This is a genomic window from Pseudonocardia sediminis (genome assembly GCF_004217185.1).
In the GTDB taxonomy this organism is placed as follows: Bacteria; Actinomycetota; Actinomycetes; order Mycobacteriales; family Pseudonocardiaceae; genus Pseudonocardia; species Pseudonocardia sediminis.
On sequence record NZ_SHKL01000001.1, the window covers coordinates 2,643,760 to 2,668,248 of the forward strand.

Consider the following 24,489-nt stretch of genomic DNA (forward strand, 5'->3'; position numbering starts at 1 on the left):
CCGGTCCACGCACAGCACGGACAGCGACGGTGATCCGACCGGAGGGTCCGTGTCGATGCCTCCGAGCGCTCTACCTGCAGAAGGATACGGATCCATGAACCAGACCCGGGAGCTCGCCGGCGCCGCGCCCGGCAGCGTCTGAGCGTCATTGGACGTCGCTCGGCGCGTGTCCCCGGTCAGGGTGTCGTGCTTGCTCTGATGGGAGACCGGGCACGCGGGAGCCGGCTGGTTCGGGTCTGCAGGGCCCCGGCCCTCGCCACCGGATCCGGCGCTGATCTCCACGGTCATGGCAGCCGGATAGGTCGAGGCGGAGCCGGCGGAGTCACCGGCGTGCAGAACGATCCCGAGCAACAGGACGAACATGAGGGTGAAACGAATTCCGCTCTGGCGTCGGCGCACGATTCACCTGCTCCCGTCGTCGCACTGCTCAGCGTTTCCGCACTGCAGCCATTGCCGCGCGCGGGCTCGGCACACAGACTAGCGACTGCGCCAGGGTGCCTCACCTCGGGTCCGGAATTCCGCAGAGATCCGGTCGTGACCTCCCTTTACGAGGATGATGGCCGCGAATGCCACGCCGCTTCGAGCGGGCAGATTCGGCGGCCGCCCCTCCGGCCCGCTGCGATGCCGCCGGGCGCGACACCGCAGCGGCATGCCGGCGTCGTCACCACGTCGAGCCGCCCGGACGGGCCGATACTTGCGACCGACCGGGCCCGACGGCCAGGAAGTCGCGAGCCGGGGGGCACCGCGGTCACCGATCGCGCCGCAGGCCAATATAAGGACACATGTTAGATTTGCAATGTGTCGGCGGAGGAGTGCGCACTCACATGCCTGGACCTGCCGAAAGCCGAAGCGGTCCGGCTGCGGCTCGTGCACGGGCCGGTGGCGAGGATCATGGACGTCCGGTCCGTCGTCTCGGCCGATCCGGTGCGGCTACGGCTCGGAGCAGCGCTCGCGCTGGGCGTGGAGCTGTGTGTCTGCGATCTCATCTGGGCGTGCGAAGTGCCCCGAGAGCTGGTGATGCAGCATCTGCGGAGCCTGTGTTCTCGAGGTCTCGCCACATCTCACCGCGGCGGGACGGTCGTGGCGTACCGGCTCACACCGATGGGCCGGTTGTTGATGGCTGCACTCCTGAGCTCCGACGACGAGAGCGGTGCGATCATCGTCGCGCCGCCGGCCGGGGAGGAGTGACCAGCGACGTTCTCCGCCACCCGCGAGCCTTCACCGCGACCGCAGGGTCTCCTGGCTGCAGGTCGGGGACCACCCCCACGCATGGGGGTGGCGAATCGTGCGTGCGCAACGGGGTGCACCAGGCCCGTCGTTCGTTCTCCGACCACAGTCCTGGACCTGAGCGCTGGCCTCGTTAGGGCAACGGGTCGATGGGCAGGGCGGTGACGGTGGGGTGGTCGGCGCCGGTGGGCCCGAGGCGGGCGGCGCCGCCGGGGCTGCCGTGGGAGTCGAAGAACTCGGTGTTGATTTTGGTGTAAGCGCTCCACTGCTCGGGCAGGTTGTCTTCGTAGTAGATGGCCTCGACGGGGCAGACCGGTTCGCAGGCGCCGCAGTCGACGCACTCGTCGGGGTGGATGTAGAGCATCCGGGCGCCTTCGTAGATGCAGTCGACCGGGCACTCCTCGATGCACGACCTGTCCATCACATCGACGCACGGTTCGGCGATCACATAGGTCACAGGGCTTCCTCGCTATGGCTGTCCGGGCGGTGGGCGGGGGCACCGGCCGCCGGTCCCGGGGCAGGAGATGGGTTGGGCCCAGGGTTGCGGTGGGGGATCAGGCGGGGCAGGAACCGGACGTAGATGATCATCCCGAGCAGTTCGACGAGGGTCTGGGCGATCACGACCGCGGGGGTGACGGCGAACATCGGCGGCAGCGCCAGCGCCAGTGGCAGCACGACCAGGGAGTTGCGGGTGGCGCCGCTGAACACCAGCGCCCGGGTGGCCGTGACGTCGAGCCCGAACATCCGGGCTACCGCGATTCCGGCCGGGACCATGATCAGCAGGAACCCGGCGTAGATCGGCAGCACCGGCACGACCGCTCCGAGTTGCCCGGCCAGGGTGGGGACCTGGCTGGTGACCACCACGGCGAGGGTCAGTGCCATCAGCGGCACCATCGCCGCGGTGGCGGCGCGCTCCAGCGCGGCCGCGAGGAGCGCGGCGCGGGGGCGGGAGCTCTCGCGCAGCCGTCCGGTCGCCCATGCCAGAGCCAGTGGGGCGGCGATGAGCAGCCCGAACGCTTCGAGGAACGGGCCGGGCTCGATCACCCCGACCAGTTGAGGGCCGACCGCGACCAGCACGAACAGCGGCAGCACGACGATCTGGGCGAGCATCAGCAGCGGGGAGATCGCCAGCAGTCGCCGGGCATCACCGCCGGCCAGGCCGCAGAACACGATGACGTAGTCGATGCACGGGGTGAGCAGGACCAGCAGCGCCCCCAGCAGCACCGCCTGTTCCAGGCCCAGCGGTAGGACAACCGCGGCCACCAGCGCCGGGACGACCACGAAGCTGAGCACCAGCGCGGCGGCCACGAACCGGACATCGCGCAGCGAGTGCCCGATCGCGGCGAACGGGACCTGCAGGAACGTGGCGTAGAGCAGCAGTCCGAGCACCGGGTAGATCCCGACCTCAACCGCTGACGCCGCGGGAGAGGGCAGCAGCACCCCGGCGACCGCGCCGGCGGCCAGGCCGCCGAGGTAGACCGGTATCTGGTGGCGTTCCCACCACGCCACCAGCGACCCGGCGCTCACCCGCGGTCCCCGCCTCGGGAACCCGTCGGCGCCCCCGGCCCGAGGTCGGTCCCGACCCCCGGGCCGGAGTCGGTGGGGTCGAACAGGCTCACGGCGACCTCGAGGGCGGCTTGGTCGGGCACGCGGGCCTCGACCGCGACCACCGCCCCGATCGTCAGCGACATCTGCAAGGCCGGGCAGCAGCGCCGCTCGGCCCGCACCAGCGCGGCCAGCTCGCCCGCGCCGCCGTCGTCGAGGACGGCCGGGTCGAACTCGACCCGCACCCACTCGCCGGAAAGCCGGCGGCTCGTGGCGTGCACCAGCACCAGCGACCAGCGCGCCCACCGGTCGTGCCAGCTCGGACCCGGCAACGAGCATGCCGCCCCGGGCGTCGCTGGCGCCGCCACGGACGGCCCATCGCCGCCCGGCCCAGCCGGTGGTACGGGTTCGGCGGTCGCTGGCGGCCGCGGGACCGGGCCGCGCGCCTCGGGCGCCGGCCGGGCGCGGGTGCCGGTCTGCTCCTGGGCCAGGAACGGGCAGGCGGCGTCGCACGGGCCGTCCCGGTCGATCTCATCGAGCATCCGGCGGGCCTGGTCGAGGCGGGCGGTGAACTCCTGCAGCGCGACGATCTGGTCGCGGGCCTCCGCGCCGCGCTGCTCCAGCATCGGGGACAGGGCCCGCTGCACCTCCCGGCAGCCCTCGCGCCGCCATGGGCGCAGCAGAATCCCGATGTCGTCCAGGGACAGCCCCAGGCTCTTGGCCGTGGCTATGAACCGCAGCTGATCGACCGCGTCGTCGTCGAACAGCCGGTAGCCCGACGGCGAGCGCCGCGGAGTGAGCAGCCCATGCTGCTCGTAGAAGCGCAGCGTCGTCGCCGGCACACCGGCACGCTCGGCCAGTTCGGAGACCTTCAACCCGTCCACGAACCCGGACGCTAGACCCAGTACTTGACTTGAAGGTCAAGCCTCACGATCGAGATCACATAACCACCGGGGTGTGTAGGACACACCCCGAGATGGGCCGCAATCCCGGGTCGCGCAGGCGCCGGTAGCCGGTACGGGCGTCTTCGGTGACGGTAGGAACTTGTACTCGTAGGCGGTGCCTGTCGGTAGCGGTCGACGATCCGGCCCCGCCAGCAGTGGTGACACCGGCGCCGCAGCCGGCGACGTCGACTCCACCGGACACTTCAGCCGATCACCGAGACATGCTCACGCGCTCGGCTGCGGTAGCCCGGCAGTCACGAGATCCGCCGCCGCCCGTCGCCGCCGCCGCACGGGCCGGAGTCGCCCCCGGACGTCACCGTCACAGGTCAGCTGGCGAGGTGACAGCAGGCGAGGTGAATCATGTACATAGTCATGCCCAACATCGGATGAAACTGGCACTGGATTCGCGAGTTAGTCCCATCTATCGTTCCTCGTCATGAAGGCAACATCGTGGGGCGAATCTGGCTCTGCCAGTACGATCTGCCCCACGTTGAGGATGGCTCCGACAGCAGGTGGAGTGGATCCGAGCCTCGCCCACTGGCCGCGGTTCGTTGCCGGCCCAGGTCAGCACGAGGCGGGCCGAGCGGCGCGTGGGGCGATCGAGCCCTCCGACTCCGGAGCGCGGTGGCGGTCCCGCGTTGTGATCGCCGCTGCGATGTCGGGGCCCGCAGGGCTCGCAAGCGCGGTACCGGCGGACCGCGCCGCGCCGCGATCCCTCCCACCCACCGCCATGCAGCGCGGCCGAGCCGCGGCGCAGACATGAGGGCCCGACGAGTGGCCGGTGCACCTGTCGGGACCGACCTGGGTGCGGGTCGTGGCGTCCGTGGTCGGCTGGCCTTCTTCGGTCCCGCGTTCGTCGCGGCGATCGCCTATGTCGACCCGGGGAACTTCGCCACGAACTTCTCGGCGGGCGCGCAGTACGGCTACCTGCTGCTCTGGGTGATCGTTGTGGCGAACCTGCTCGCCATGCTGATCCAGACCCTGTCGGCCAAGCTCGGTCTCGCCACGGGCCGGAACCTGCCGGAGATGTGTCGCGACCGCTTTCCGCGTCCGGTGTCGCGAGGGATGTGGGTGCAGGCCGAGTTGGTCGCGATCGCCACCGACATGGCCGAGGTGATCGGCGGGGCCATCGCGCTGAACCTGCTCTTCGGCATCCCCCTGTTCACCGGCGGGGTGATCACCGGAATCGTCGCGTTCGCGCTGCTGGCGCTGCAGAACCGGGGACACCGTCCCTTCGAGCTGGCGATCATGGGCTTGTTCGGTGTCATTCTGCTGGGCTTCCTGACCACCATCCTGCGCGTCGACGTCTCGCCCTCGGGCGCGGCGGCGGGGCTGGTCCCGCGCTTCGAGGGAACCGACAGTCTGTTGCTGGCCACGGGTATTCTCGGCGCGACCGTCATGCCGCACGTCATCTACCTGCACTCGGCGCTGACGCAGCGCCGGATCGTCGCCACCTCGATCAGCGACCGCCGGTTCCTTCTCCGGCGACAGCAGTCCGACGTGCTGCTGGGCATGGGCCTCGCCGGCCTGGTGAACGCCGCGATGCTGCTGATCGCCGCTGCGGTGTTCTTCAGATCCGACATCCCCGACGTGGGCACCCTCGAGGGCGTCCACGCAGGACTCGGTCAGGCCATCGACCAACCCGCCGCGCTCGCGTTCGCCGTCGCTCTGCTCGCGTCCGGATTCGCCTCGTCCGGGGTCGGTACCTACGCCGGCCAGATCGTCATGCAGGGCTTCATCCGCCGACAGATTCCCCTGCTGCTGCGACGGCTGCTCACCCTCGCTCCGGCCCTAGTGGTGCTCGGCCTCGGAATCGACCCGACTCGCGCGCTGGTGTTGTCGCAGGTCGTCCTGTCTTTCGGCATCCCGTTCGCTCTGGTTCCTCTCGTCCTGCTGACCGGCAACCGGGCGGTCATGGCCGAACTGGTGAACCGTCGCGCGACGACGATCGCGGCCGGTACCGCCGCAGCCCTGATCATCGCTCTGAACCTGTTTCTGATCTGGCGGACGGTCGCAGGCAGCTAGCCATCCGACACCTCGACGTTCCGAGGGCGGAGTCCGGGACCGTCGCCGCGGCCGGTGGACGTGGTCTGCCGCCGTGCGGCGCGGGTGTCCGGACCGGAGACTGGGTGCACCGGGCGGAGCGGCGTCGTCGGTAGGAGGAAGGGGCATATTTCCCTCGCCGGCCGGCGAACCGGGTCGGTCGCTGCCGGAAGTCGCGAGTTCTGTCGGGTCCCGGTCCCGGCCCCGGTGGCAGGCTGCACATCCTCCCGGCTGTTCTGACCCGGTGTAGCCGAGATCGCCGGCGCCGACCGCGCATAATCGTGGGGTGACCGAGGAGCGCGACGACCCCGCAGGACCCCGCGCCGGACCGGGCACCGTCAGCAGCGGCGTCGCCCGGCGCGGCGTCCCGCTTCTGGCCGGGATCGCCGCCGCCGTGCTCGTGTTCGACGTGCTGACCAAGATCGCGGCCGTCGCGACGCTGGAGCAGCGCCCGCCGCTGGAGCTGCTCGGCGGCGCGGTCTACCTGGTGCTGCTGCGCAACCCGGGTGCGGCCTGGTCGATGGCCACCGGCTACACGTGGGTGCTGACCATCGTCGCGATCGTCGTCGTCGGGGTGATCATCCGGATCGCGCGGCGGCTGGCCTCGACCGGATGGGCGATCGGCCTCGGGCTGGTCCTCGGCGGCGCGCTGGGCAACCTGATCGACCGGTTCTTCCGCTCGCCCGGCCCGCTGCGCGGGCACGTGGTGGACATGGTGTCGCTGTTCGCGCCGGACGGGAGCGTCTGGCCGGTGTTCAACGTCGCCGACTCCTCGATCGTCTGCGGCGGGATCCTGCTGGTGGTGATGGCCGTGCGCGGCATCGAGATCGACGGCACGCGCGCACCGGGCAAGGACGCCGAAGACGGAGCTGGCAAAGCCCTCGGTCACGGGTGAGCAGCGCCGGGTACGGGTAACCGGCGTGTATTCCTGCGGTGCAGGCCGCGGCCCACCCCGTCGACGCCCGCATTGCCGACATGCCTACACGATCGTCGGCCTGCGAGCTGATGCAGGGGCCGTCGGCGTCAGGGCTACGCGTATCAGGGCGCGACGTGTCGGCGCCGGCGACAGATGGGCTGGTGCACGGCCGGCCTCGTCGCTGTCTCAACTCTTCGGTGTGGTGGTCCCCAGTGCGTTGCTGCTCCGACTCCCGGACCGCGGCCGAGCGGGCCGTGCACATGGTCGGCGCCGCGGCCCCGGGCGAGGACCGTGATGGTGACCGCTGGGACGACTGGGCCACCGTGGAGCTGTGCGCGCTGCTCATGGCCGCCGACCTCCACGACCGTGACATGGCCACGGTCGCGCGGTGGGTGTTCAACCCCGCCAGACGCCCGAACCGGCGGCGCCGCCGAAGCCCTCGCGCTGCTCGCCCTCGCTCGCTGGCTCGCTGACGCCGGCGGCTGCGGCAATGCCGTGGTCAACGGCGACGAGAACACCACCGCGTTCGGCTCGGGCAGCGCGGCGAGCTCCGACGATGTCAAGGTCGACGACGGCGGCGCCCTCTCCGTCGGCGGTGACGCCACCGGCAACCAGGAGGCCACCGACTCGTTCAACGACACCCGTGCCGAGACCAACGTCCACAACTCGGTCGACGACTGGTTCAACACCGACACCGACACCGCCACGTCGGTCGAGACCAACCAGGACGACCACAGCAGCACCGATCTGCTGTCGCACAACTCCGTCGACGTCGATCTCCCGGTCGCCTGAGTCCGTCGCGGTCTGCCTCTCGGTCACGGATCCGGTCGAGTCGGACGCACGCTGTCGGCGTCGTCCGATGCCGGCGTGGGCGCAGGTTCTGGCCGCTCGTCGTGGGGCTGCACTGTGGCCGCCGACGCCACGGCCGGTTCCGTCGGGGTGTGTTCCGGCGGGGGCACCTCGGCCGGGGGCTGCGGGGCGTCACCGGAGGCATGGCCGGGTAGCTGCGTCTCTTCCGAGGGCGTCTCGCCGGCATTCCGATGCCGGCCGGTGAGCCGCCGGATCCAGCCAGGCCCGTAGATCGGCAGCGCGATCAGGATGATGATCGCGATGGGTAACAGTACGAACAGTCCGATGGCCTGCGCCACGGTCAGGTCCTCGGAGCTCACCGTATCTCCTCCTGTGCCGCCGGGACGGTGTCCTCACGCTGGACGAAGTCGGGTAGGCGGCGCGCGGCTCGCGGGTCGTCGGTCACCCACCACGGCGCGACGCTGGACGCCTCGCCGTGCAGCCGGTCCAGATGACGGTCGACGCGACGCTGTTCCCGATGCTCACTGCGGTTCCATTGGACGAACATCCCGGCCAGCAGCAGGAGCACCACGACATCGCCGAAGATCCACAAGATGGCTCCACCCGTCTTCTGGTCGGCGAACGGGTCCGAGCCCCAGACCTCGGCGATCCGCAGGAAGAAGTCCGGGGCGATCAGCTCCTTGCGCAGCATGATCGGGATCCCCAGAACGATGTGCGCCGGGCCGAGGCCGAACACCAGGAGCAGCCGCATCGCGTAGGGCAGCGGGTTCGGAAAGGGGTCGATGCCCAGCAGCGGCCAGTAGAGGAGCGCCCCCACCAGCACGAAGTGCAGATGCATGAGGTTGTGGACGATCGGGTTGCTCACGCTGAGCTCGAACAGCGGACTGTAAATCACGATGAACGGTGTGACGACGAAGAGCGTGTAGGCGACGACCGGATGGGTCAGCACGCCCAGGTAGCGGCTGTGCGTGACGGCCAGCAGGGTCCGTCTGGGGTGCCCGCGCAGCGCCCTGAGCGCGAGTGTCACCGGCGCGGCGAGGCCCAGTGGAGTCGGGGCGACCATCTGCAACAGCATGTGTTGCACCGCGGTCATGCTGAACAGCGCGTTGTCGTACTCGCCGATGACCGAGCTCGTCGACAGGGCGATGATGGCGAGCCCGACGAACCACATCACCGTCCGGGAACGCTGCCAGGCGACTCCCCGTCGGCGAACGGTACGGACGCCGAGCAGGTAGGCGATGCCAAGTACCACCACCGGAAACAGCACCCAGGGCTCGACGGTCCAGCTGGTCAGGACCCGGGAGAGGTCAAGAGGCGGTGGGAGGGTGTCGGTGCCGCCGAACGCGGGGTTCATCGCGTCGTCTCCGGCCCGGGCCCCGGCTCTGTCGGTCTCTGGGCGGACTGTGCGTCGGTGGCCGGGTCAGTGTCGGGCGAGGGCGCCGTCGTCGGCGCCGGCGGTTCCGCCTGCTCAGGGGAGGGGGCGTTCCTCGTCCGACGTCGGGGGTCGGTGAGCTGGGCCGCGAGGATGAGCCCGGACAGGAGCAGGATCGCACCTGCGACGAGAATTGGTGGCCAGGGTGATACGCCGCCCGTTCCGCTCGTCGGCGGGGGGACGGCAGCCAGCGCGGAGTAGATCATCGAGCGCTCGATTCGGATCGTGGGCACGCTGCGGCGATGCTCGGCATGCGTGTCGTTCGGGGTCGGGAGCGGGCGCCGGTGACAGCGGCTCGCCGGGCACTCACGGCTCTGATGCCAGAGGCGGTCACCGCCCGTCTCAACGACGGGGAACTAACGCCGGACGGCTAGGACGCGACGGCGGCGGAGGGAACGAGAGGTCCGGTCGGGTAGCTCAGCTGCGGTCGACGCAGCTCGCCAGCAGAATGGTCCGGCCGGAGAGGGGACCGTCCGGTTTCGAGGTCGCCCCCCTCGTCGACGCGAGGTCTGCGGTCGCGAGGCGTGATGTGGTCGTCGCGGGGGCTCGGAGGGAGTCGTCTCCGCTGCCGGTCCCGGCCTTCTTCGCCGCGGCGGCCTCGGTGTTCGTGACTGGTTCGCAGTGCACGTCGTGCACCCCGTGATGGCCGGTGTTCGACACGGGAGGTGGCGCGGCGACGGCGACGGCCGTGACGGTGGAGCCACACATCGTCAGCTGGATCGCGAGCAGCACGAGTGCGATCACCGTGAAGATCACGGGGCGGGTCGGCCGCGCCGGCTGCACCGCAGGAGCACGGGTGACACCGCTGGAGAGGAGAACTCTGCGGTTCACGCGGGGCCCTCCTCCAGCGATGCAGCGCCGGCGGGCGCCTGGTCCCCTACGTTCTGCTGCACAGAGAACTTGGAGGTCACGGTAGCGCTTCCAACGGGGAGAGTGCGCGGGCGTGCCCCGGCGGTTGCCGTGCGAGCCGGGGGCCGGTGCGGTCACTCGACGGAGATGCCGCGCTTGCGCAACCACGTCTGAGGATCGAGCTTGGTGCCACCCTCGTCGCGGATCTCCAGATGCAGATGCGACCCGGTGGACTGGCCTCGATTGCCCATCAGCGCGATGCGGTCCCCGGCGCGCACGGTCTGGCCCCGCTTGACGAGGCTGCGGTCGATGTGGCCGTAGATACTGATCGAGCCGTCCTGGTGCCGGATGCGGACCCAGAGGCCGAAGCCGGACGCGGGACCGGAGTCGATCACGACGCCGTCGGCCACCGCGAAGATCGGGGTACCGATGCGGTTGGCGATGTCGAGGCCGTAGTGCGTGCTGCCCCACCTCGGGCCGGCGGAGGAGGTGAGGGTGCCGGTCGTCGGTTTGACGAAGGATGCGCCGTCCCGGGTCATCGCCGCATCGGGTGCACCGGCGGCCATCGCCTCGGAGCGGGTCGAGGCGAGTCGGGCGAGGTCGTCGGCGAGCCGGCTCGCCTTGGTCAGCGAATCCAGCGCCGGCGGTCCGTGGCTCTCTCCGCCGGCCGTTGCCGGCTGCAGGCTCATGTCTGGGGACATGGTGCCGCCCGGTCCCGGATGGCGTTCCAACGCGCTGGTCATGGCGACCGGAGCCCATCCCTGGGCGGTGGCCTCGACGGGGGCGAGCGGGGCCAGCGTCGGGATGACCGCCGCCGCGCCAGCCACGGTGGCCCCGGCGGTCAGGGCCCCGAGATGGCGTCCGGTCGGCTTCGACCGGGCCGCCCGCGCAGCCGGTGCCGGAGGTGGGATCGATGCTGGTGGTGGGGCCGGAGGTGCGGGTGCCCGGTGGCGCGCGTAGCTGACGGCCCGAGGTGCGGGGTGGGTCTCCGGAGTGTCCCGGCGGACGCGGCGCGGCGTGGCGTGACCTCCCGCCCGGGGCCGGTCCGGGCGGTCACGGCCTGTCGTGGGCGGGAGGCCGCGGATTGCGATCGCGGCCCCTGTCGTCTGCACACTCAGTCCCGGTGGTGTGGACGCGGGGCTCCCCGGGCCGCGTCTCGGGCCGGCGGCGCGCGGGCGAGCGGGGCTGTGGGCGGGGGCGGCCATCAGTTGAAGGAGACGTGGACGTGGTCCATGTGGTTGGCGGTGACGCCCCCACGGTCTTCCATCTGCTCCCATCCGTTACCGAAGTTGATCCGCTGCCGGTAGATCACGTAACTGATGCCGAGCCGGTCGAGGTTCTTCGCCGCGTAGTTGGCGAGCGGCTCGCCCGCGGAGGGGTCGGCCATGAAGTCGAGCGCGCGGCCCCGGGGGTGGTCGGAGGCGTTGGAACGGCCGGCGACCCCGTAGACGGTGGAGATGTCGAACCGGCAGCGCAGTTCCTCGCCCGCGCTGGCGACGGAGGCGCGGACGGCGCCGAAGCCCGAACGACCGCGTTCACACTCACCGCCGGCTGACCCGCCGTCCTCGGGTGCGTCGTCGGGACGCGGGGGGTTGACGTCCTGCTCGGCGTCGTCGTCCTGACGGTCGGCCTCGGCTCGGTCGGCCTCGGCACGCTGCTGGGCGACGTCCTTTGCCTCCCGCAGAGCGCGCAGCGCGATGTCGCCTCCGCTCGCGCTCTGCAGGGTCTCCCCGGCAGGGACGGAGGCCGGGCCCGAGCCCTGGCCCGATGGCAGGAGGTCGTCCGGGCTGTCGGGCCCGGGTGCCGCGGCCGGGTCGACGGGGGTCATCGCGGCCGGACCGGAGTCGAGATCGGTACTGAAGGCGACGGCTAGCGCCGACTCTCCATGCGGGACGTTCTGATCGGTCAACAGATGACCTGCGAGGACGGCGGCTCCACCAGCGAGCATGCCACCCGCCGTGCGGCGGAGGGCAGTGGAAGAACTGGACGGCCGTCGGCCCGCCGGGAAGCGGTGCCGTGCCACAACTGACCTTTCGGGGGGCGAGGCGGCGGATCGTGGGGAGCGGTGCCGCACTCGAAGGCGTGTTGGTGTGGTGCTGTACTCACAGTACGAAAAGCGGCGTTCGCGACGCCGGAAACGAACCGCACCAACACGCCGATCGGCGGCCCGCTCGCTGTGAGTGGTCGAAAAACTCCGGCGTACGGTGGGCCGGTGGTTGCTCGGCGCCGACTGGCTGCCGCGGGCACCATCGCGATGAGTATCGTCGGGCGCGATTGGCTGCGCTCGACCGAAACAGCGCCGCCGTCCGGCGATGGAGGTAGGTGGGCCGGTGACGACGACAGTGCGGTTTCGGTTGGCCAGCCTCCTGGTCCTCATCGCCGCGGTCGCGATGCACGCGGTGACGGTCTCCCCGGACCCCGCAGGACCGTCTCTCACCGCGTTCGCTGCTTCCGTGGCGGGCCCGGGGACGGTCGGCGTCGCATCCGAGCCCGTCGGAGGCGGGCAGAGATCGGTGCCGTCGGGGACCGGTCAGACCTCGACACAGCCGGCCCCGGTTGCCACCGGCGCGCTCTCGGCGGGTGCCCGACCGGCGACAACGCCCGGCCCGCAGTGCCCGGTGTCGCACCACACGCCATCGCACGACGAGGACGTGGCGGATTCCGCCCGCCCCGCGGGCCAGCACCAGAGTTCTTCACTCCCCGATGGCGGTGGTGGCCTGCTGAGCTCGGAGTCGCAGCCCGCCGGCGGCGCACACGTGGTGACTGCGCGCGCGATCGAGGCCCGGGCCGGCAGCGGAGCCGTGCCGCTCCGCCTGCTGCACTGCGTCAGCCGTAGCTGATCGGTCAGATCGCCGGTCCCAGGCCGGCCGGCCGCCGCACCCCCTGGGTGCTCCGTCCCGCCTGATCGCAGTTCCGGACCGTCAGCGACCGACGCGCGCCCTCCGGCGCGTCTGCGTAGCGGCGCCGTTGGTGCCGCTGCCCCCGATCTGGGCCACTCCGATCCGTAGAAGCAGCCAGAGGTCTATGCCATGCCGACACGTCACACCCCGCTCGACCGGGTCCGCGCCCCGTCCGAGCAGTTGGACCTGAGCTCGATCTGGACCAACCGAACCGTCAGAGGCGGGGTCAGCCTGACCGTGGCTGCCGTCGTCGTGGTGAGCGCGGCCCTGGCGGACGCTGCGCCCGAGACACCCGGGCCCGGTGTCCTCGACACGGCGTCACCGGCCGCCGTGGCCACCGACCGGCCGGAACGGGTCCGTCTGCGGGGCTCGCCGCAACGGACGGCGGTCCCGGTGCCGGCGCGGCCGGCCACGATCACCTTCGTCGCCGCCGGGCCGGATCCCGTGGTGGTCGAGGTCGACCGGACCGCCGCCCCGCTCGTGGTGATCGCGGTCACCGATGGGGGAGGTCCGAGTGCATCGGGTTCGTGAGTGTCGCCGGGACCGCGGGCCGGTCCCGGATCCGGTTCGGGGATCTGCGCGCGACCGCCGAGCGACGGATCCGGTCGAGGGTCGTCGATGAACCCCGGCCGGATAGGTCCCCCGGGTCGCCCGCGCAGCGGTCTGACCGGGTTTGGCCTGGTGTCCAGCTGCGGCATCGGCTCGGCACGGCCCAGGTTGCTGGTCATCGCCTGCGACGACGCCCAGGTCGCGCTGTCACGGGTGGCGGAGGTCGAGTCGCCGGAGATGTTCGAGTTGCGCACCGTGCGGGGCCGGGTCCCCTGGTTCACCGGGCAGCCCACCGGTGCGGCAGCCGTCATCGACTATGTGGTCGCGGAACTGCAGGTGTCCCGGATCATCGTGCTGGGCCATGTCCCGTGCGGGCACAACCCCGGAGGGCTCCGGTCGGTGGCGAACGTGAAGTCCTTCGCCGGTGCCCGGGCGCGCAGCGGCGACACGAGGACGCGCGGTGCGGCGGAGAGCCGAGCGGCGCAGTCGCATGTGGTGCGCCAGGTGTGTGCGTTGCGCGGCTACCCGGTGGTCCGGGATGCGATTGTCGACCGCGGCGTGAAGGTCGACGCGTGGCTGCACGACGCGACGTCCGGCTCGTTGCAGGCCTACGCCCCGTCGACCCGGACGTTCGTGTCGTTGTGAGGCCGCCGCGATCGTCGTCGGCGCCGGTGGCGCACCGAACAGCGGCCCACGCTCGTGGCCCGGTGGGCCGCACGATCGAGGCCGGGCCCGGGTGTGGCCGATGCGGAGCCGCCGGGGTACCTTTCCGACCGAGTTCTACAGACAGTAGTAGGCGGTGAACATGGGCGTGACCCGGCGAGGCTTGAGCGGCTCGGCGCGCTCGGTTGCGTGGCTGGCACTGGTCGTCTGCCTGCTCGTCGTCCATGTCGGCCTGGTGACCTCGGCATCGGCACCGACGCCGAGTTCGACGTCGGTCGGCGCCGAGATCACGCCGGCAGGGATCCCCGCGTCGCCTCCCGGCGATGTCCAGTGGGGGCACAGCCCCCTGGCCGCCGACGCGCAGCGTCCGGCGGGCACCGGCGCGACGTCCGTGGTCGCACCGTCGTCTGAGCACACTCCGCTGACGGGGGTCGCACAGTGGGCCCTGAGCGGGCCGCTGTCCGGGTCACCGCCCGGCCCTGTCCCGTCGAGAGCCGCGACCGCGGCGGTGCGGGCCGGTGCGTCGTTACTGCTGGCCCTCTGCGTCCTCCGGCAGTGATCAGCAGGTAGCAGCCGCGTCCGGCACGGGGAAGGGCCCGTCGTCGACGTGGTTGTCCGCGGCCGCGGCCGAGTTCGCCGTGCCCACGATCCGTCTGCTGACGCACCTGCTCACAGCGATCGCACATCGCTGCAATCGGAGAGGCCTCGCCTTGATCATCCCGAACTCCGGGCTGCCACAGTGACCGCCGTCGCGCCCACACCCACGCCGATCACCTCGTCGCCACACCCGGTGCGGCGTACGGGCAAGGGATCCACGCTGCTCAAGATGCTGCGGACGACAGACCCCAAGGACATCGCGATCATGTATCTGATCACGTCCTTCGGGTTCTTCCTGGCCGGCGGTGCCATGGCACTGCTGGTCCGCGCCGAACTGGCACGTCCGGAGATGCAGTTCCTGTCCACCGAGCAGTACAACCAGCTCTTCACCATGCACGGCACGATCATGCTGCTGCTGTACGCGACCCCGATCCTGTTCGGCTTCGCGAACTACATCGTCCCGCTGCAGATCGGTGCCCCGGACGTCGCGTTCCCGCGGCTCAACGCCTTCTCGTACTGGCTGTTCCTGTTCGGCGGCCTGACCGTCATCTCGGGCTTCCTGACCCCGGGCGGTGCCGCGGACTTCGGCTGGTTCGCCTACACCCCGCTGTCCAACGCGATCCACTCACCGGGGCCGGGTGGCGACCTGTGGGCGATCGGGCTGATCGTGTCCGGTCTGGGCACGATCCTCGGTGGCGTCAACTTCGTGACGACGATCGTCTGCATGCGCGCCCCCGGCATGACGATGTTCCGGATGCCGATCTTCACCTGGAACATCTTCATCACGGCGCTGCTGACCCTGATCGCCTTCCCCATCCTCACAGCGGGGCTGTTCGGGCTGCTGGTCGACCGGCAGCTGGGCGGGCACGTGTTCGACCCGGCCAACGGCGGCGTCATCCTCTGGCAGCACCTGTTCTGGTTCTTCGGCCACCCCGAGGTCTACATCGTCGCGCTGCCGTTCTTCGGCATCGTCTCGGAGATCTTCCCGGTGTTCGCCCGCAAGCCGGTCTTCGGCTACAAGGGCCTGATCTTCGCCACGATCGCCATCGCGGCGCTGTCGGTCGCGGTGTGGGCGCACCACATGTACGCCACCGGCGCGGTGCTGCTGTCGTTCTTCTCCTTCACCACGTTCCTGATCGCCATCCCGACCGGCGTCAAGTTCGTGAACTGGATCGGCACGATGTGGAAGGGGAAGATCACGTTCGAGACGCCGATGCTGTTCGCCATCGGCTTCCTCGTGACGTTCCTGTTCGGCGGGCTGACCGGCATCCTGCTCGCCGCGCCGCCGATCGACTTCAACGTCAGCGACACCTACTTCGTGGTCGCGCACTTCCACTACGTGCTGTTCGGCACGATCGTGTTCGCCACCTACGCCGGCATCTACTTCTGGTTCCCGAAGATGACGGGCCGGATGATGGACGAGAAGCTCGGCAAGCTGCACTTCTGGACCACGTTCATCGGGTTCCACCTGACGTTCCTGGTGCAGCACTGGCTCGGCAACCAGGGCATGCCGCGGCGCTACGCGGACTACCTGCCCACGGACGGCTTCACGACGCTGAACATGATCTCCTCGATCGGCGCGTTCGTCCTCGGCGCCTCGACGCTGCCATTCCTCTACAACGCGTTCAAGAGCTACCGCTACGGCCGCGTCGTCACCACCGACGACCCGTGGGGCTTCGGCAACTCGCTGGAGTGGGCGACCTCCTGCCCGCCGCCGCGGCACAACTTCACCGAGCTGCCCCGGATCCGTTCCGAGCGCCCCGCGTTCGACCTGCACTACCCGCACCTGGTCGAGCGTGCCCGCGCCGAGGCGCACGTCGGCGGGCACCCGCAGGTCGCCGAGATCGTCGCCCAGGGCGTGGGCAAGGAAGCGCAACCCGACGACGACTCGAGGTCACGCTGATGTTGACGCAGTTCACCCGACTACTGCTGGACACGACCGGGCAGCGCGCCGGTGACCGGCCCGCCGGTCGCGCACGTTCTCGCGGCGCCGCGCCCGGTCCGCCGTACCCGGGGCATGCGGTCACACCCGAGACGGGACCGCCCGACCGCAGCCCCGACCACCATCACGGCGCACAGACGGCGCCAGACCACACACCGACCGGGGAGGCACCGCGATGACCGCACCCGGCCCCGACGACGAGCAGACGCCCACGACAGCGCCCGCACCTCGGTCGCGGAACAAACTGCGCCGCCGGATCAATGCGATGACGAGTCTGACCCTGGCGCTGCTCGTGGTCGGCGCGTTGTACATGGCGTTCGCTCCGCAGCCCCAGTCGGCGAGTGGACAGCCCGACGACGCGGCCATGACCGCCCAGGGTCAGCAGCTCTACACCAACACCTGCATCACCTGTCACGGGTCGAACCTGCAGGGCGTCACCGACCGGGGCCCGAGCCTGATCGGCGTCGGCGACGCCGCGGTGTATTTCCAGGTCGGGACCGGGCGGATGCCGATGGCCGCACAGACGGCGCAGGCACCACGTAAGCCGCCGCTGCCGCAGTTCGACCCGAACACCCCGGAGGGCCAGTCCAACCTCGCCGCGCTCGGGGCCTACGTGCAGGCCAACGGCGGCGGCCCGAGGACCCCAGCGGGGCCGGACACATCGCTTCGGGGGGACGACCCGGCCCGCGGCGGCCAGCTGTTCCGGCTGAACTGCGCCTCGTGTCACAACTTCACCGGGGTCGGGGGAGCGCTGTCGTCCGGCAAGTACGCTCCGCCGCTGAACCAGGCCAGCAACCGCGAGATCTACACCGCGCTCCTGAGCGGCCCGCAGAACATGCCCCGCTTCTCCGAGCAGCAGCTGACCCCGGCGGAGAAGAAGGACATCATCGCCTACATCGAGTCGGTCGCCGATGGCGACAACAATCCCGGAGGATCCCGGCTCGGCGGCATCGGACCGACGTCCGAGGGCATCGTGGCGTTCGTGGTCGGCATGGCCGCTCTCATCGGGTTCGCCATGTGGTTGGGAGCGAAGAGCTAGCCATGCCCACCTCCCCCTCCGGTCGTCACCGTCGCGCCGGATCTGACGACACCGCCGACTCGCCGAGTCCGAGCACACACGGGACACGGCCCCGTCTCGACGCCTCCCGACACAGCGTCCCCATCCCTCGTCGGCCTCCCGGCCCGGCCCCCGATGTGCGGCGTGTCCCGCGCGGGCGGGGACTTGACCCTCGCGGGACTCAGACGACCCAGGGCGGTGCGGCGACCTCCCGTGGACATGGTGGAGCCGGCGCCGTGCGATCCGATCACTTCCCCGAGGTGGCCGACCGGTCGCTGCACCGCTCCGAGGCCCCGACCGTGGAGCTGCCGATCCAGCGGCGTCCCCATCCGGATGCGGCATCCGACCTCCGTTCTCGGTCCGCCCTGTCGGTTGAGGTCACGGGCGGCCGCCTGGAAGCCAGGCGCGATCCCCGGGGGACGGGCCCGCGCCTCGTCGGGGTGGACGTCGCACGGGGCATCGCGCTGCTGGGCATGATCGCGGTGCATGCGCTGGTGGGGATCACCGACGACGGTGCTCCGACCACCAGCTACATGACCTTCGGCGGTCGGTCGGCGGCTCTGTTCGCCGTGCTGACCGGCGTGGCGTTCGCGTTCATGACCCGGCGACGGCGGGTTCGGCCCGGCGCGGAGGCCAGGGCCGCGGCTGCGGCCCTGGGCGCCCGCGCCTGCGGCCTCCTGCTGATCGGGCTCGCACTCGGGTGGACCGACCCGGAGATCGCGGCCGTGATCATGCCGTACTACGCGGTCATGTTCGTGCTGGCGATACCGTTGGTGCTGTTGCCGACGGGGATCCTGGTCGGCTCGGCCGTGCTGCTCGTGGTCGGCGTGCCGGCGTTGTCCCAGCTGATCCGGCCGGCACTACCGCAGCCGGCACTGACCAACCCCGGCTTCTCCGACCTGTTCTCCGACCCGTTGGGTCTGCTCAGCGAACTCACGCTGACGGGCGCCTACCCGGCGTTGCCGTGGCTCGCCTACCTGTGCGTGGGGATCGCGGTCGGGCGGGCGCGTCTGTCCTCGGTGCGGACCGCGCTCGCATTACTCATCGGCGGTACGGCGGCGGCCGTCGCCGCGACCGCGCTGTCCGCGTGGTTGCTCGGACCGCTCGGTGGCTACGCGCGTATCGCCGCCGCCACCCCTGCGGCGGAGCTGGCGGAGGCTCCGAGGGTGGCCGACTTCGTCGCCATCTCGCCGGAGGGGGTCACGCCCACCAGCACCTGGTGGTGGCTGGCGACCGTGGCGCCGCACTCCGGCACACCGTTGGACCTGGCGCAGACCATCGGGTCCGCGCTCGCGGTGCTCGGGGCGGCGCTGCTGCTCGCCCATGTCGGCCGGCCCGTAGCGGCACGGCTGCTCGGGCACCTCCTGCGCCCGCTGGCTGCGGCCGGTTCCATGACCCTGACCCTGTACGTACTCTCGCTGCTGTTCATGAACTCGCCGCTCGACGAGTTCGAGGCCCTTCCCGGCTACCTGTTCCAGATCGTCATGGCCATGACGATCGCCGTGGTATGGCGCAAGGCCGTCGGTCGTGGTCCGCTGGAGGCCGCCCTGTCGATACTCGCCACTGCCGCCGGGAACCGGGTCCGACGCGACGCGGGGGACGGAGACCCGACCGCACGCGCGCGGGCGAGCGCCGCGGCGCACGAGCGCGGCCCGACGTCGTGACCGGGGACTACCAGCGTCGACTGGACCGGGGTCGTCGTTACTGGGACCGGCTCAGCCCCGTCGTGTCGTCGCTCGAACAGGCTGCGGTGGCCGTCGACGCCTACGGCCTGCACCACCTCGATCTCGCACCCGGCCAGCAGGTGCTGGACATCGGCTGCGGCGCCGGCGCAGCGCTGCCGTCGCTCCGCGGCGCCGTCGGGCCGACCGGTCGGGTACTCGGCGTGGACAACAGCCCACGGATGCTCGACCTCGCCCGCGGCCGGCTCGCCGAGAGCGACTGGGTCAACGTCGACGTCCTCGAGGCGGACTTCGCGCGAACGACATGGCCGCCCGGAGGCTTCGACGCAGCGGTCGCGGTCTTCGCGCTGAGCGCGATGGCCGACCTGCCCGGGGCGCTCGTCGTCGCGGAGCGGGTTCTCCGCCCCGGGGGCCGACTGCTGGTGGTGGACCTGAACCTGACCCCGAGGGGTTGGCCGGCGCCGCTGCTCTGGCTGGTCCGTGAGCTCTACCGGCGCAGGGTGGGAGCGTCGGCCGAGGACCTCCTGGGTGCCGCCGGCGCGGTGTTCTGCAGCGTCGCCGTGCTCGACCTTCCCGGTCATCCCGGCGCCGGTCCCCGAGGCCGGCCGTGGCCACCGCTCACGGCGTTCGTCGCCACCACATCGGCGGAAGAGCAGCACCGCGCGGCCATTGGACCTCGTCGTGCCGGCTGACCGTCCACAGCGAGTAGTAGAGACCTGATGTCGGATCCGGGCCGAGGCGGTGGCGATGCGACGACCGCCCTCTCCAGCCCCCTGCGGCTGTGAGCCCGGTCCGCACCCGCCCGACCAGCCGGAAGGCGACCACGATGCCCGACCCGCAGACCAGCACGACCAGCCGCGTCCTGCACTACGACATCCTCGTGGGCGGCATGACGTGTGCCGCGTGCGCCCATCGCGTCGAGCGGAGACTGAACAAGCTCGACGGGGTCGTCGCGACGGTCAACTACGCGACCGAACGGGCGCGGGTGGAGTGCCCGCCGGGGACGGACCCCCGGACGCTGATTACCCAGGTCGAGGGGGCCGGGTACAGCGCGCGCCGGATCGACGACCTCGTCGACACCGCCGACGCCGGGCCGGAGAGGCGGGTCGCCGACCTGCGCCGCAGGCTCGCCGTCGCTGCGGTCCTCGCCGTTCCGCTCGCCGACATGTCGCTGGCATTATCCCTGTTCCCGGAACTGCGGTTCTCCGGCTGGGAATGGGTGTTCCTCGCGCTGGCGGCGCCGATGGTGGGGTGGTGCGCCTGGCCGTTCCACCGTGCCGCGCTGAACGGGTTGCGGCACCGCACGTCGTCGATGGACACGCTGGTCTCGCTCGGCGTCGTCGCGGCGACGGCATGGTCTCTCTGGGTGATCTTCCGCGGCGGGGCGGCGGAGCCGGGCTTCGGCACCGGGTGGGCCGCACTGACCCGGACCGACGACGCCCTGTACCTCGACGTCGCCGCGGTCGTGATCACGTTCCTGCTGGCCGGCCGGTTCTTCGAGGCGCGGGCCAAGCGCACGGCGGGTTCGGCCATGCGTGCACTGCTCGCCTGGGGGGCCAAGGACGTCGAGGTCCTCCGGGACGGCCGGGCGGTCCGCGTCCCGGTCGCCGACCTTCTCCTCGGCGACCGTTTCACGGTGCGTCCGGGGGAGAAGGTCGCGACGGACGCGGTGGTCGTCGAGGGTCGCTCCGCGCTGGACACGAGCGTCATCACGGGTGAGGCGGTACCCCGCGAGGTCCTGCCCGGTGACGACGTGGTGGGCGGCACGGTGAACACGGGCGGGCGGCTCGTCCTGCAGGCGACCCGGGTCGGGGCCGACACCCAGCTGTCGCGGATGGCCCGTCTCGTCGAGCAGGCCCAGGAGGGCAAGGCCTCGGCCCAACGCCTGGCCGACCGGGTCTCGGCGGTGTTCGTCCCGGCCGTCGTCGTCCTCGCGCTCGCCACCCTCGCCGGCTGGCTGCTCGCCGGGCAGCCGGTGTCCGCCGCCGTCACGGCCTCGATCGCCGTGCTCATCGTGGCCTGCCCCTGCGCACTCGGGCTGGCCACCCCGACGGCGATCCTGGTCGGTACCGGGCGGGGCGCTCAGCTCGGCATCTTCCTCAAGGGACCCCAGGCCCTCGAGTCGACCCGGGCGCTGGACACGGTCGTCTTCGACAAGACCGGCACCCTCACCGAGGGGCGGATGCGCGTCGACGAGATCCGCGCCGGCGCGGGATCCCCACCTGACGAGATCCTGGCCGTCGCCGCAGCCGTCGAGCAGGCCTCCGAGCACCCGATCGCCGCGGCGATCGTCGCGGCGGGCCCGGACCGTCCCCCGTCGGTCGAGGACTTCGAGGCCCTCGCCGGCCTCGGCGCCCGGGGCCGGGTCGGCCGCCGCGAGGTGCTCATCGGCCGACCGCGGCTGCTGGCCGAACACGGCTACCCGCCGGACCCGGACCTCGACGAGGAACGGCATCGTATGGAGGCGCAGGGCACCACGGTCGTCGTGGTCGGCTGGGACGACAGGGTCCGGGGGCTCCTGGCGGTGACCGACCAGGTCCGCCCGACGGCGGCGGCCGCCGTGACCGCCCTGCGGCAGCTCGGGCTCACCCCCGTGATGCTCACCGGCGACAACCCCCGTACGGCCGCCGCGGTCGCCGAGGCCGTAGGGATCGACGACCACGACGGCGGCGTGATCGCCGAGGCGATGCCCGAGGACAAGGTCGAGGTCGTCCGTCGCCTCCGGTCGCAGGGGCGGACGGTCGCCGTGATCGGCGACGGGATCAACGACGCCGCGGCCCTCGCCGCCGCCGACCTCGGCATCGCGGTGGGCCGCGGAACCGACGCCGCGATCGAGGCGGCCGACGTGGTCCTCGGCCGCGACGATCTCCTGATCGTCGCCGACGCCGTCGAGCTTGCCCGGCGTACCCACCGGACGATCCGCTGGAACCTGGTGTGGGCGTTCGGCTACAACGTCGCGGCGCTGCCGCTCGCCGTCGCCGGACTGCTCAACCCGCTGATCGCGGGCGCGGCGATGGCGTTGTCCTCGGTGTTCGTCGTCGCCCACAGCCTGCGGCTGAGACGGTTCGAGCCAAGCCGGCCATCGCCGACCCCGTCCGGCGCCTCGCGATGTTCCACGGTGCCCGGACTTGGGCGTGACCATCGACGGCCGGTGGCGCGGTGATCGCCTTGCCGCCGGTGGGCCCGAGCCGTAGGTGAGGCGTCGGGGCGCAGATGACGGCGGCCGATCTCACTCCGTTCCCCGGAGGGGCGGACCCGGGCCCGGGCAGCTCAGCGGGGGAGTCCCTCGCCGGACGTCGCGAAGTGGGCAACGGTCCCCGCGACGGTGCGGAGGTAGTTGTTCAGCACGACGGTGTTGACGTTGTCGAGGCGATCGCACGCCGCGTGGTAGCAGCGGTCGAATGCCAGACCCGGTTGTCCACCCCACCGTCGAGCCTGGTCCTCGCTCTTGGTCCCGCTGTCCCCGTTCTCCGCTCCACCGCTTGGGATGCCCGCTTCGACGAACGGCGATTCGTCGTCTCCGACGAACTCGATGGTCTCCGGGCCGGGCACCGTCCGGCTCATCCGGTCGGCGAGTACGCGGGCGACCGCGGCCGAACCAGGAGGGCCGGCCGTCGCCGCGTCGTCGCCCTTCCCGCCCTGCACGAAGTAACCCGCGTTCGGTGACGCGGCCATGTCGACGTTCAGGTATAGCTTGATCTTGCGGCGATCGTCGGCGGACAGGCCGTCCAGGTAGCTCGTCGAACCCACCAGTCCTTCCTCCTCCGAACCGAAGAAGGCGAACCGGATGGCGTTCCGGGGCGGCGGCGAGGCGCTCAGGCGGGTCGCGATCTCCAGCAGGATCGCCACACCCGATCCGTTGTCGACCATGCCCGGGCCCTCGCGAACGGAGTCCAGATGCGCTCCGACGACGACGACCTGTCCTGTGTCGCCGTTTCGCGTCTGCGCGATGACGTTCCGGAGAGAGCCGTCGCCGCCGGTGCCCTCCTCATCAGGAGGCTCGTACGACGGGGTGGTGACGTCGAGGCCGGCTGCGTCCACCACCCCGACCACGTAGTCGACACTTGCGTCGTATCCCGGTCCTGGGGAAGCACGGTTGCCCCCGTTCCGGTCGGCGATCTCCTGCAGCGCTCGGAGGTGGGCCAGCGCACCGGTCTCGCTCACCTCGCCCGAGAGCGCTCCAACCAGCTCTCCGTCGGGTGAGACGACGGCCGGGGGTTGGCCGATCGGTGGTGCCTCTCGGGTCGCCGATCCGCAGGCCGATACCAAGACAGCGGCCACGGCCACGGCCACGGTGGTCAACGCCCCACGGCTCCGCTCCGATCCCGTCGCCCAGAACATCACAACAGCCTCCCTGAACGTCGCCGGAGCCCTGAGCGCCGGGATCTGCGTGACGGCGGCGCTCTCGCCGTCACGGGAAGACCATCCCGCGCGACAGTGCCGCGGACAACGGGCCAAACAGTCGAATTGCCTTGCCGTTGTCCGATTTGCGAAGTGGATCGATCGTTGCCTGCGGTGGTCGCTGTCCGACCGGGCACTGCACGTCTGATTCCGACCTCGGCTAACCTCGGCGATATGTCCGGGTCGTACGACTCGGACGCCAACGCTGCCGGGAGGTCGTCATGGCTCGCGCCGCGGCTGCCCCGATCCGCGCAGCGGTGATGTTCGCCGCCGTCGCCACAGTGTGTGTGGCGGTCGGAATGGACATCCTGGCCGGAGAGCACGCGTCACACACCCTGACGGTGGGTCTGATCGCAGGTGTCGTCGCGGTGATGAGGCTGCGTCTGGCAGGGAGCTACCAGGGATACTTCGCTTCCCTCAGCGGAGCGATCGTCGCCCAGCCCGCCCTGCACGCCGCGTCCAAGCTGTTCCCGCCCGCGCCGGAGACTGTCGCCGGGCATGCTGCCGAGTCGTCGGTCTCGTTGGCTCACGTACTGCTGGCCGCGCTGGTCGTCGCCGTGATCACCGGCGCCGAGAGCCTGTTTCTGCTGCTGTCCTCGGTGCGTCCGATTGCTCGACTGGCGTGCCTGATCACGCGTCCGGCCGCGCCCCGGGGGCCCATCCAGCCCCGGCGTCGGCCCAGCGCCACAGCGATCGTCCGTCGCTTCGTCGAGGCGGACGTCTCCCTGCGTGGCCCTCCCAGGCGGCGCACTCGCCGCCGCCTGACCGAACCCGGCTCCGACGCGCTCGGAGCGCCGGCGTTCGCGTAGCGCTCCTGCGCGATCCGAGTCTTGGGACCCGACCGGTGGTGGCGAGACCGAGCCGTCCTGCCCGTCGACTCGTTCTTCTCCCACGGGTCGCGTCCCTGGAGTCACGTATGTACGCATTTCCAC

At 71.2% G+C, this 24,489-nt stretch carries 22 protein-coding genes; 12 read left to right on the forward strand and 10 right to left on the reverse strand.

The window, feature by feature from the left end:
• Nucleotides 1-798: 798 nt before the first annotated feature.
• A complete protein-coding gene (locus EV383_RS12330; RefSeq protein WP_130290042.1) occupies nt 799-1,188 on the forward strand; it encodes a helix-turn-helix transcriptional regulator in 390 nt (129 codons plus the stop codon).
• A gap of 172 nt (nt 1,189-1,360) precedes the next feature.
• Here the strand turns inward: EV383_RS12330 and fdxA are convergent, their stop codons facing one another.
• From fdxA to EV383_RS32130, 3 genes are read right to left on the reverse strand one after another with little or no spacing between them, the layout of a single operon-like run.
• On the reverse strand, nt 1,361-1,684 hold the full coding sequence (fdxA, locus tag EV383_RS12335) for a ferredoxin (RefSeq protein WP_130290043.1): 324 nt from the start codon (nt 1,682-1,684) through the stop codon (nt 1,361-1,363).
• Entirely contained in the window at nt 1,681-2,754 is a 1,074-nt protein-coding gene (locus EV383_RS12340; RefSeq protein WP_242623049.1) for an arsenic resistance protein, read from the reverse strand. Before EV383_RS12340 ends, fdxA begins: the two co-directional genes overlap by 4 nt.
• Nucleotides 2,751-3,656: a MerR family transcriptional regulator gene (locus EV383_RS32130; RefSeq protein WP_165438323.1), complete on the reverse strand. Its 906-nt coding sequence runs from the start codon at nt 3,654-3,656 to the stop codon at nt 2,751-2,753. The genes EV383_RS12340 and EV383_RS32130 overlap by 4 nt, the downstream gene beginning before the upstream one ends.
• An 834-nt stretch (nt 3,657-4,490) precedes the next feature.
• On the opposite strand from EV383_RS32130, the gene EV383_RS12350 reads away from it, so the two are divergent.
• From EV383_RS12350 to EV383_RS12360, 3 genes are all read left to right on the forward strand, one after another.
• Complete coding sequence (locus tag EV383_RS12350; protein WP_242623050.1) at nt 4,491-5,741, forward strand: Nramp family divalent metal transporter; 1,251 nt, start codon at nt 4,491-4,493, stop codon at nt 5,739-5,741.
• 304 nt (nt 5,742-6,045) lie between these two features.
• Nucleotides 6,046-6,654, forward strand: a complete 609-nt coding sequence (lspA, locus tag EV383_RS12355) for a signal peptidase II (protein ID WP_130290046.1) — start codon at nt 6,046-6,048, stop codon at nt 6,652-6,654.
• A gap of 516 nt (nt 6,655-7,170) precedes the next feature.
• Nucleotides 7,171-7,467, forward strand: a complete 297-nt coding sequence (locus tag EV383_RS12360) for a hypothetical protein (protein ID WP_130290047.1) — start codon at nt 7,171-7,173, stop codon at nt 7,465-7,467.
• A 23-nt stretch (nt 7,468-7,490) separates the two neighbouring features.
• On the opposite strand, the gene EV383_RS12365 is transcribed toward EV383_RS12360, so the two are convergent.
• From EV383_RS12365 to EV383_RS12385, 5 genes are all read right to left on the reverse strand, one after another.
• Nucleotides 7,491-7,844, reverse strand: coding sequence for a hypothetical protein (locus EV383_RS12365; protein ID WP_130290048.1), 354 nt, complete (start codon nt 7,842-7,844; stop codon nt 7,491-7,493).
• The gene (locus EV383_RS12370; RefSeq protein WP_130290049.1) at nt 7,841-8,839 is read right to left on the reverse strand and encodes a cytochrome c oxidase assembly protein; all 999 of its coding nucleotides are present in this window, start codon (nt 8,837-8,839) and stop codon (nt 7,841-7,843) included. The genes EV383_RS12365 and EV383_RS12370 overlap by 4 nt, the downstream gene beginning before the upstream one ends.
• 495 nt (nt 8,840-9,334) lie before the next feature.
• Complete coding sequence (locus tag EV383_RS12375; protein WP_130290050.1) at nt 9,335-9,748, reverse strand: hypothetical protein; 414 nt, start codon at nt 9,746-9,748, stop codon at nt 9,335-9,337.
• A gap of 152 nt (nt 9,749-9,900) precedes the next feature.
• A complete protein-coding gene (locus EV383_RS32135) occupies nt 9,901-10,509 on the reverse strand; it encodes a M23 family metallopeptidase (protein ID WP_242623051.1) in 609 nt (202 codons plus the stop codon).
• 461 nt (nt 10,510-10,970) lie between these two features.
• Nucleotides 10,971-11,675 carry a VldE C-terminal domain-containing protein gene (locus tag EV383_RS12385; RefSeq protein ID WP_130290052.1) on the reverse strand — a complete coding sequence of 235 codons (705 nt, stop codon included), beginning with the start codon at nt 11,673-11,675 and terminating at the stop codon, nt 10,971-10,973.
• 1,120 nt (nt 11,676-12,795) lie between these two features.
• Here EV383_RS12385 and EV383_RS12390 point away from each other — a divergent pair.
• Both EV383_RS12390 and EV383_RS12395 read left to right on the forward strand, forming a co-directional pair.
• Nucleotides 12,796-13,197 carry a hypothetical protein gene (locus EV383_RS12390; protein ID WP_130290053.1) on the forward strand — a complete coding sequence of 134 codons (402 nt, stop codon included), beginning with the start codon at nt 12,796-12,798 and terminating at the stop codon, nt 13,195-13,197.
• A gap of 150 nt (nt 13,198-13,347) precedes the next feature.
• Nucleotides 13,348-13,860, forward strand: a complete 513-nt coding sequence (locus tag EV383_RS12395) for a carbonic anhydrase (RefSeq protein ID WP_165438324.1) — start codon at nt 13,348-13,350, stop codon at nt 13,858-13,860.
• Nucleotides 13,861-13,995: 135 nt separating this feature from the next.
• Here the strand turns inward: EV383_RS12395 and EV383_RS31150 are convergent, their stop codons facing one another.
• A complete protein-coding gene (locus EV383_RS31150; RefSeq protein WP_165438325.1) occupies nt 13,996-14,169 on the reverse strand; it encodes a hypothetical protein in 174 nt (57 codons plus the stop codon).
• 448 nt (nt 14,170-14,617) lie between these two features.
• Between EV383_RS31150 and ctaD the strand changes: the two genes are divergently transcribed.
• The 5 genes from ctaD to EV383_RS12420 all read left to right on the forward strand — a co-directional run bounded on the left by ctaD (nt 14,618) and on the right by EV383_RS12420 (nt 22,319).
• The gene (gene ctaD, locus EV383_RS12400) at nt 14,618-16,378 is read left to right on the forward strand and encodes an aa3-type cytochrome oxidase subunit I (protein ID WP_130290055.1); all 1,761 of its coding nucleotides are present in this window, start codon (nt 14,618-14,620) and stop codon (nt 16,376-16,378) included.
• Nucleotides 16,379-16,592: 214 nt separating this feature from the next.
• The gene (gene qcrC, locus EV383_RS12405; RefSeq protein ID WP_130290056.1) at nt 16,593-17,456 is read left to right on the forward strand and encodes a cytochrome bc1 complex diheme cytochrome c subunit; all 864 of its coding nucleotides are present in this window, start codon (nt 16,593-16,595) and stop codon (nt 17,454-17,456) included.
• A 458-nt stretch (nt 17,457-17,914) separates the two neighbouring features.
• On the forward strand, nt 17,915-19,138 hold the full coding sequence (locus EV383_RS12410; protein WP_242623053.1) for a heparan-alpha-glucosaminide N-acetyltransferase domain-containing protein: 1,224 nt from the start codon (nt 17,915-17,917) through the stop codon (nt 19,136-19,138).
• The gene (locus EV383_RS31665; RefSeq protein WP_207223896.1) at nt 19,135-19,848 is read left to right on the forward strand and encodes a class I SAM-dependent methyltransferase; all 714 of its coding nucleotides are present in this window, start codon (nt 19,135-19,137) and stop codon (nt 19,846-19,848) included. Before EV383_RS12410 ends, EV383_RS31665 begins: the two co-directional genes overlap by 4 nt.
• Nucleotides 19,849-19,982: 134 nt before the next feature.
• Nucleotides 19,983-22,319, forward strand: coding sequence for a heavy metal translocating P-type ATPase (locus EV383_RS12420; protein WP_130290058.1), 2,337 nt, complete (start codon nt 19,983-19,985; stop codon nt 22,317-22,319).
• A gap of 107 nt (nt 22,320-22,426) precedes the next feature.
• On the opposite strand, the gene EV383_RS12425 is transcribed toward EV383_RS12420, so the two are convergent.
• Nucleotides 22,427-23,449, reverse strand: coding sequence for a M20/M25/M40 family metallo-hydrolase (locus tag EV383_RS12425; protein WP_242623456.1), 1,023 nt, complete (start codon nt 23,447-23,449; stop codon nt 22,427-22,429).
• Between the two features lie 329 nt (nt 23,450-23,778).
• On the opposite strand from EV383_RS12425, the gene EV383_RS12430 reads away from it, so the two are divergent.
• Nucleotides 23,779-24,366, forward strand: a complete 588-nt coding sequence (locus EV383_RS12430; RefSeq protein ID WP_130290059.1) for a hypothetical protein — start codon at nt 23,779-23,781, stop codon at nt 24,364-24,366.
• Nucleotides 24,367-24,489: the final 123 nt, after the last annotated feature.

Coding starts and splice junctions, on each gene's coding strand:
- EV383_RS12370 (WP_130290049.1), bottom strand. CDS start 8,839: ATGAACCCCGCGTTCGGCGGCACCGACACCCTCCCACCGCCTCTTGAC.
- EV383_RS32135 (WP_242623051.1), bottom strand. CDS start 10,509: ATGACCAGCGCGTTGGAACGCCATCCGGGACCGGGCGGCACCATGTCC.
- EV383_RS12390 (WP_130290053.1), top strand. CDS start 12,796: ATGCCGACACGTCACACCCCGCTCGACCGGGTCCGCGCCCCGTCCGAG.
- qcrC (WP_130290056.1), top strand. CDS start 16,593: ATGACCGCACCCGGCCCCGACGACGAGCAGACGCCCACGACAGCGCCC.
- EV383_RS12420 (WP_130290058.1), top strand. CDS start 19,983: ATGCCCGACCCGCAGACCAGCACGACCAGCCGCGTCCTGCACTACGAC.
- EV383_RS12430 (WP_130290059.1), top strand. CDS start 23,779: ATGGCTCGCGCCGCGGCTGCCCCGATCCGCGCAGCGGTGATGTTCGCC.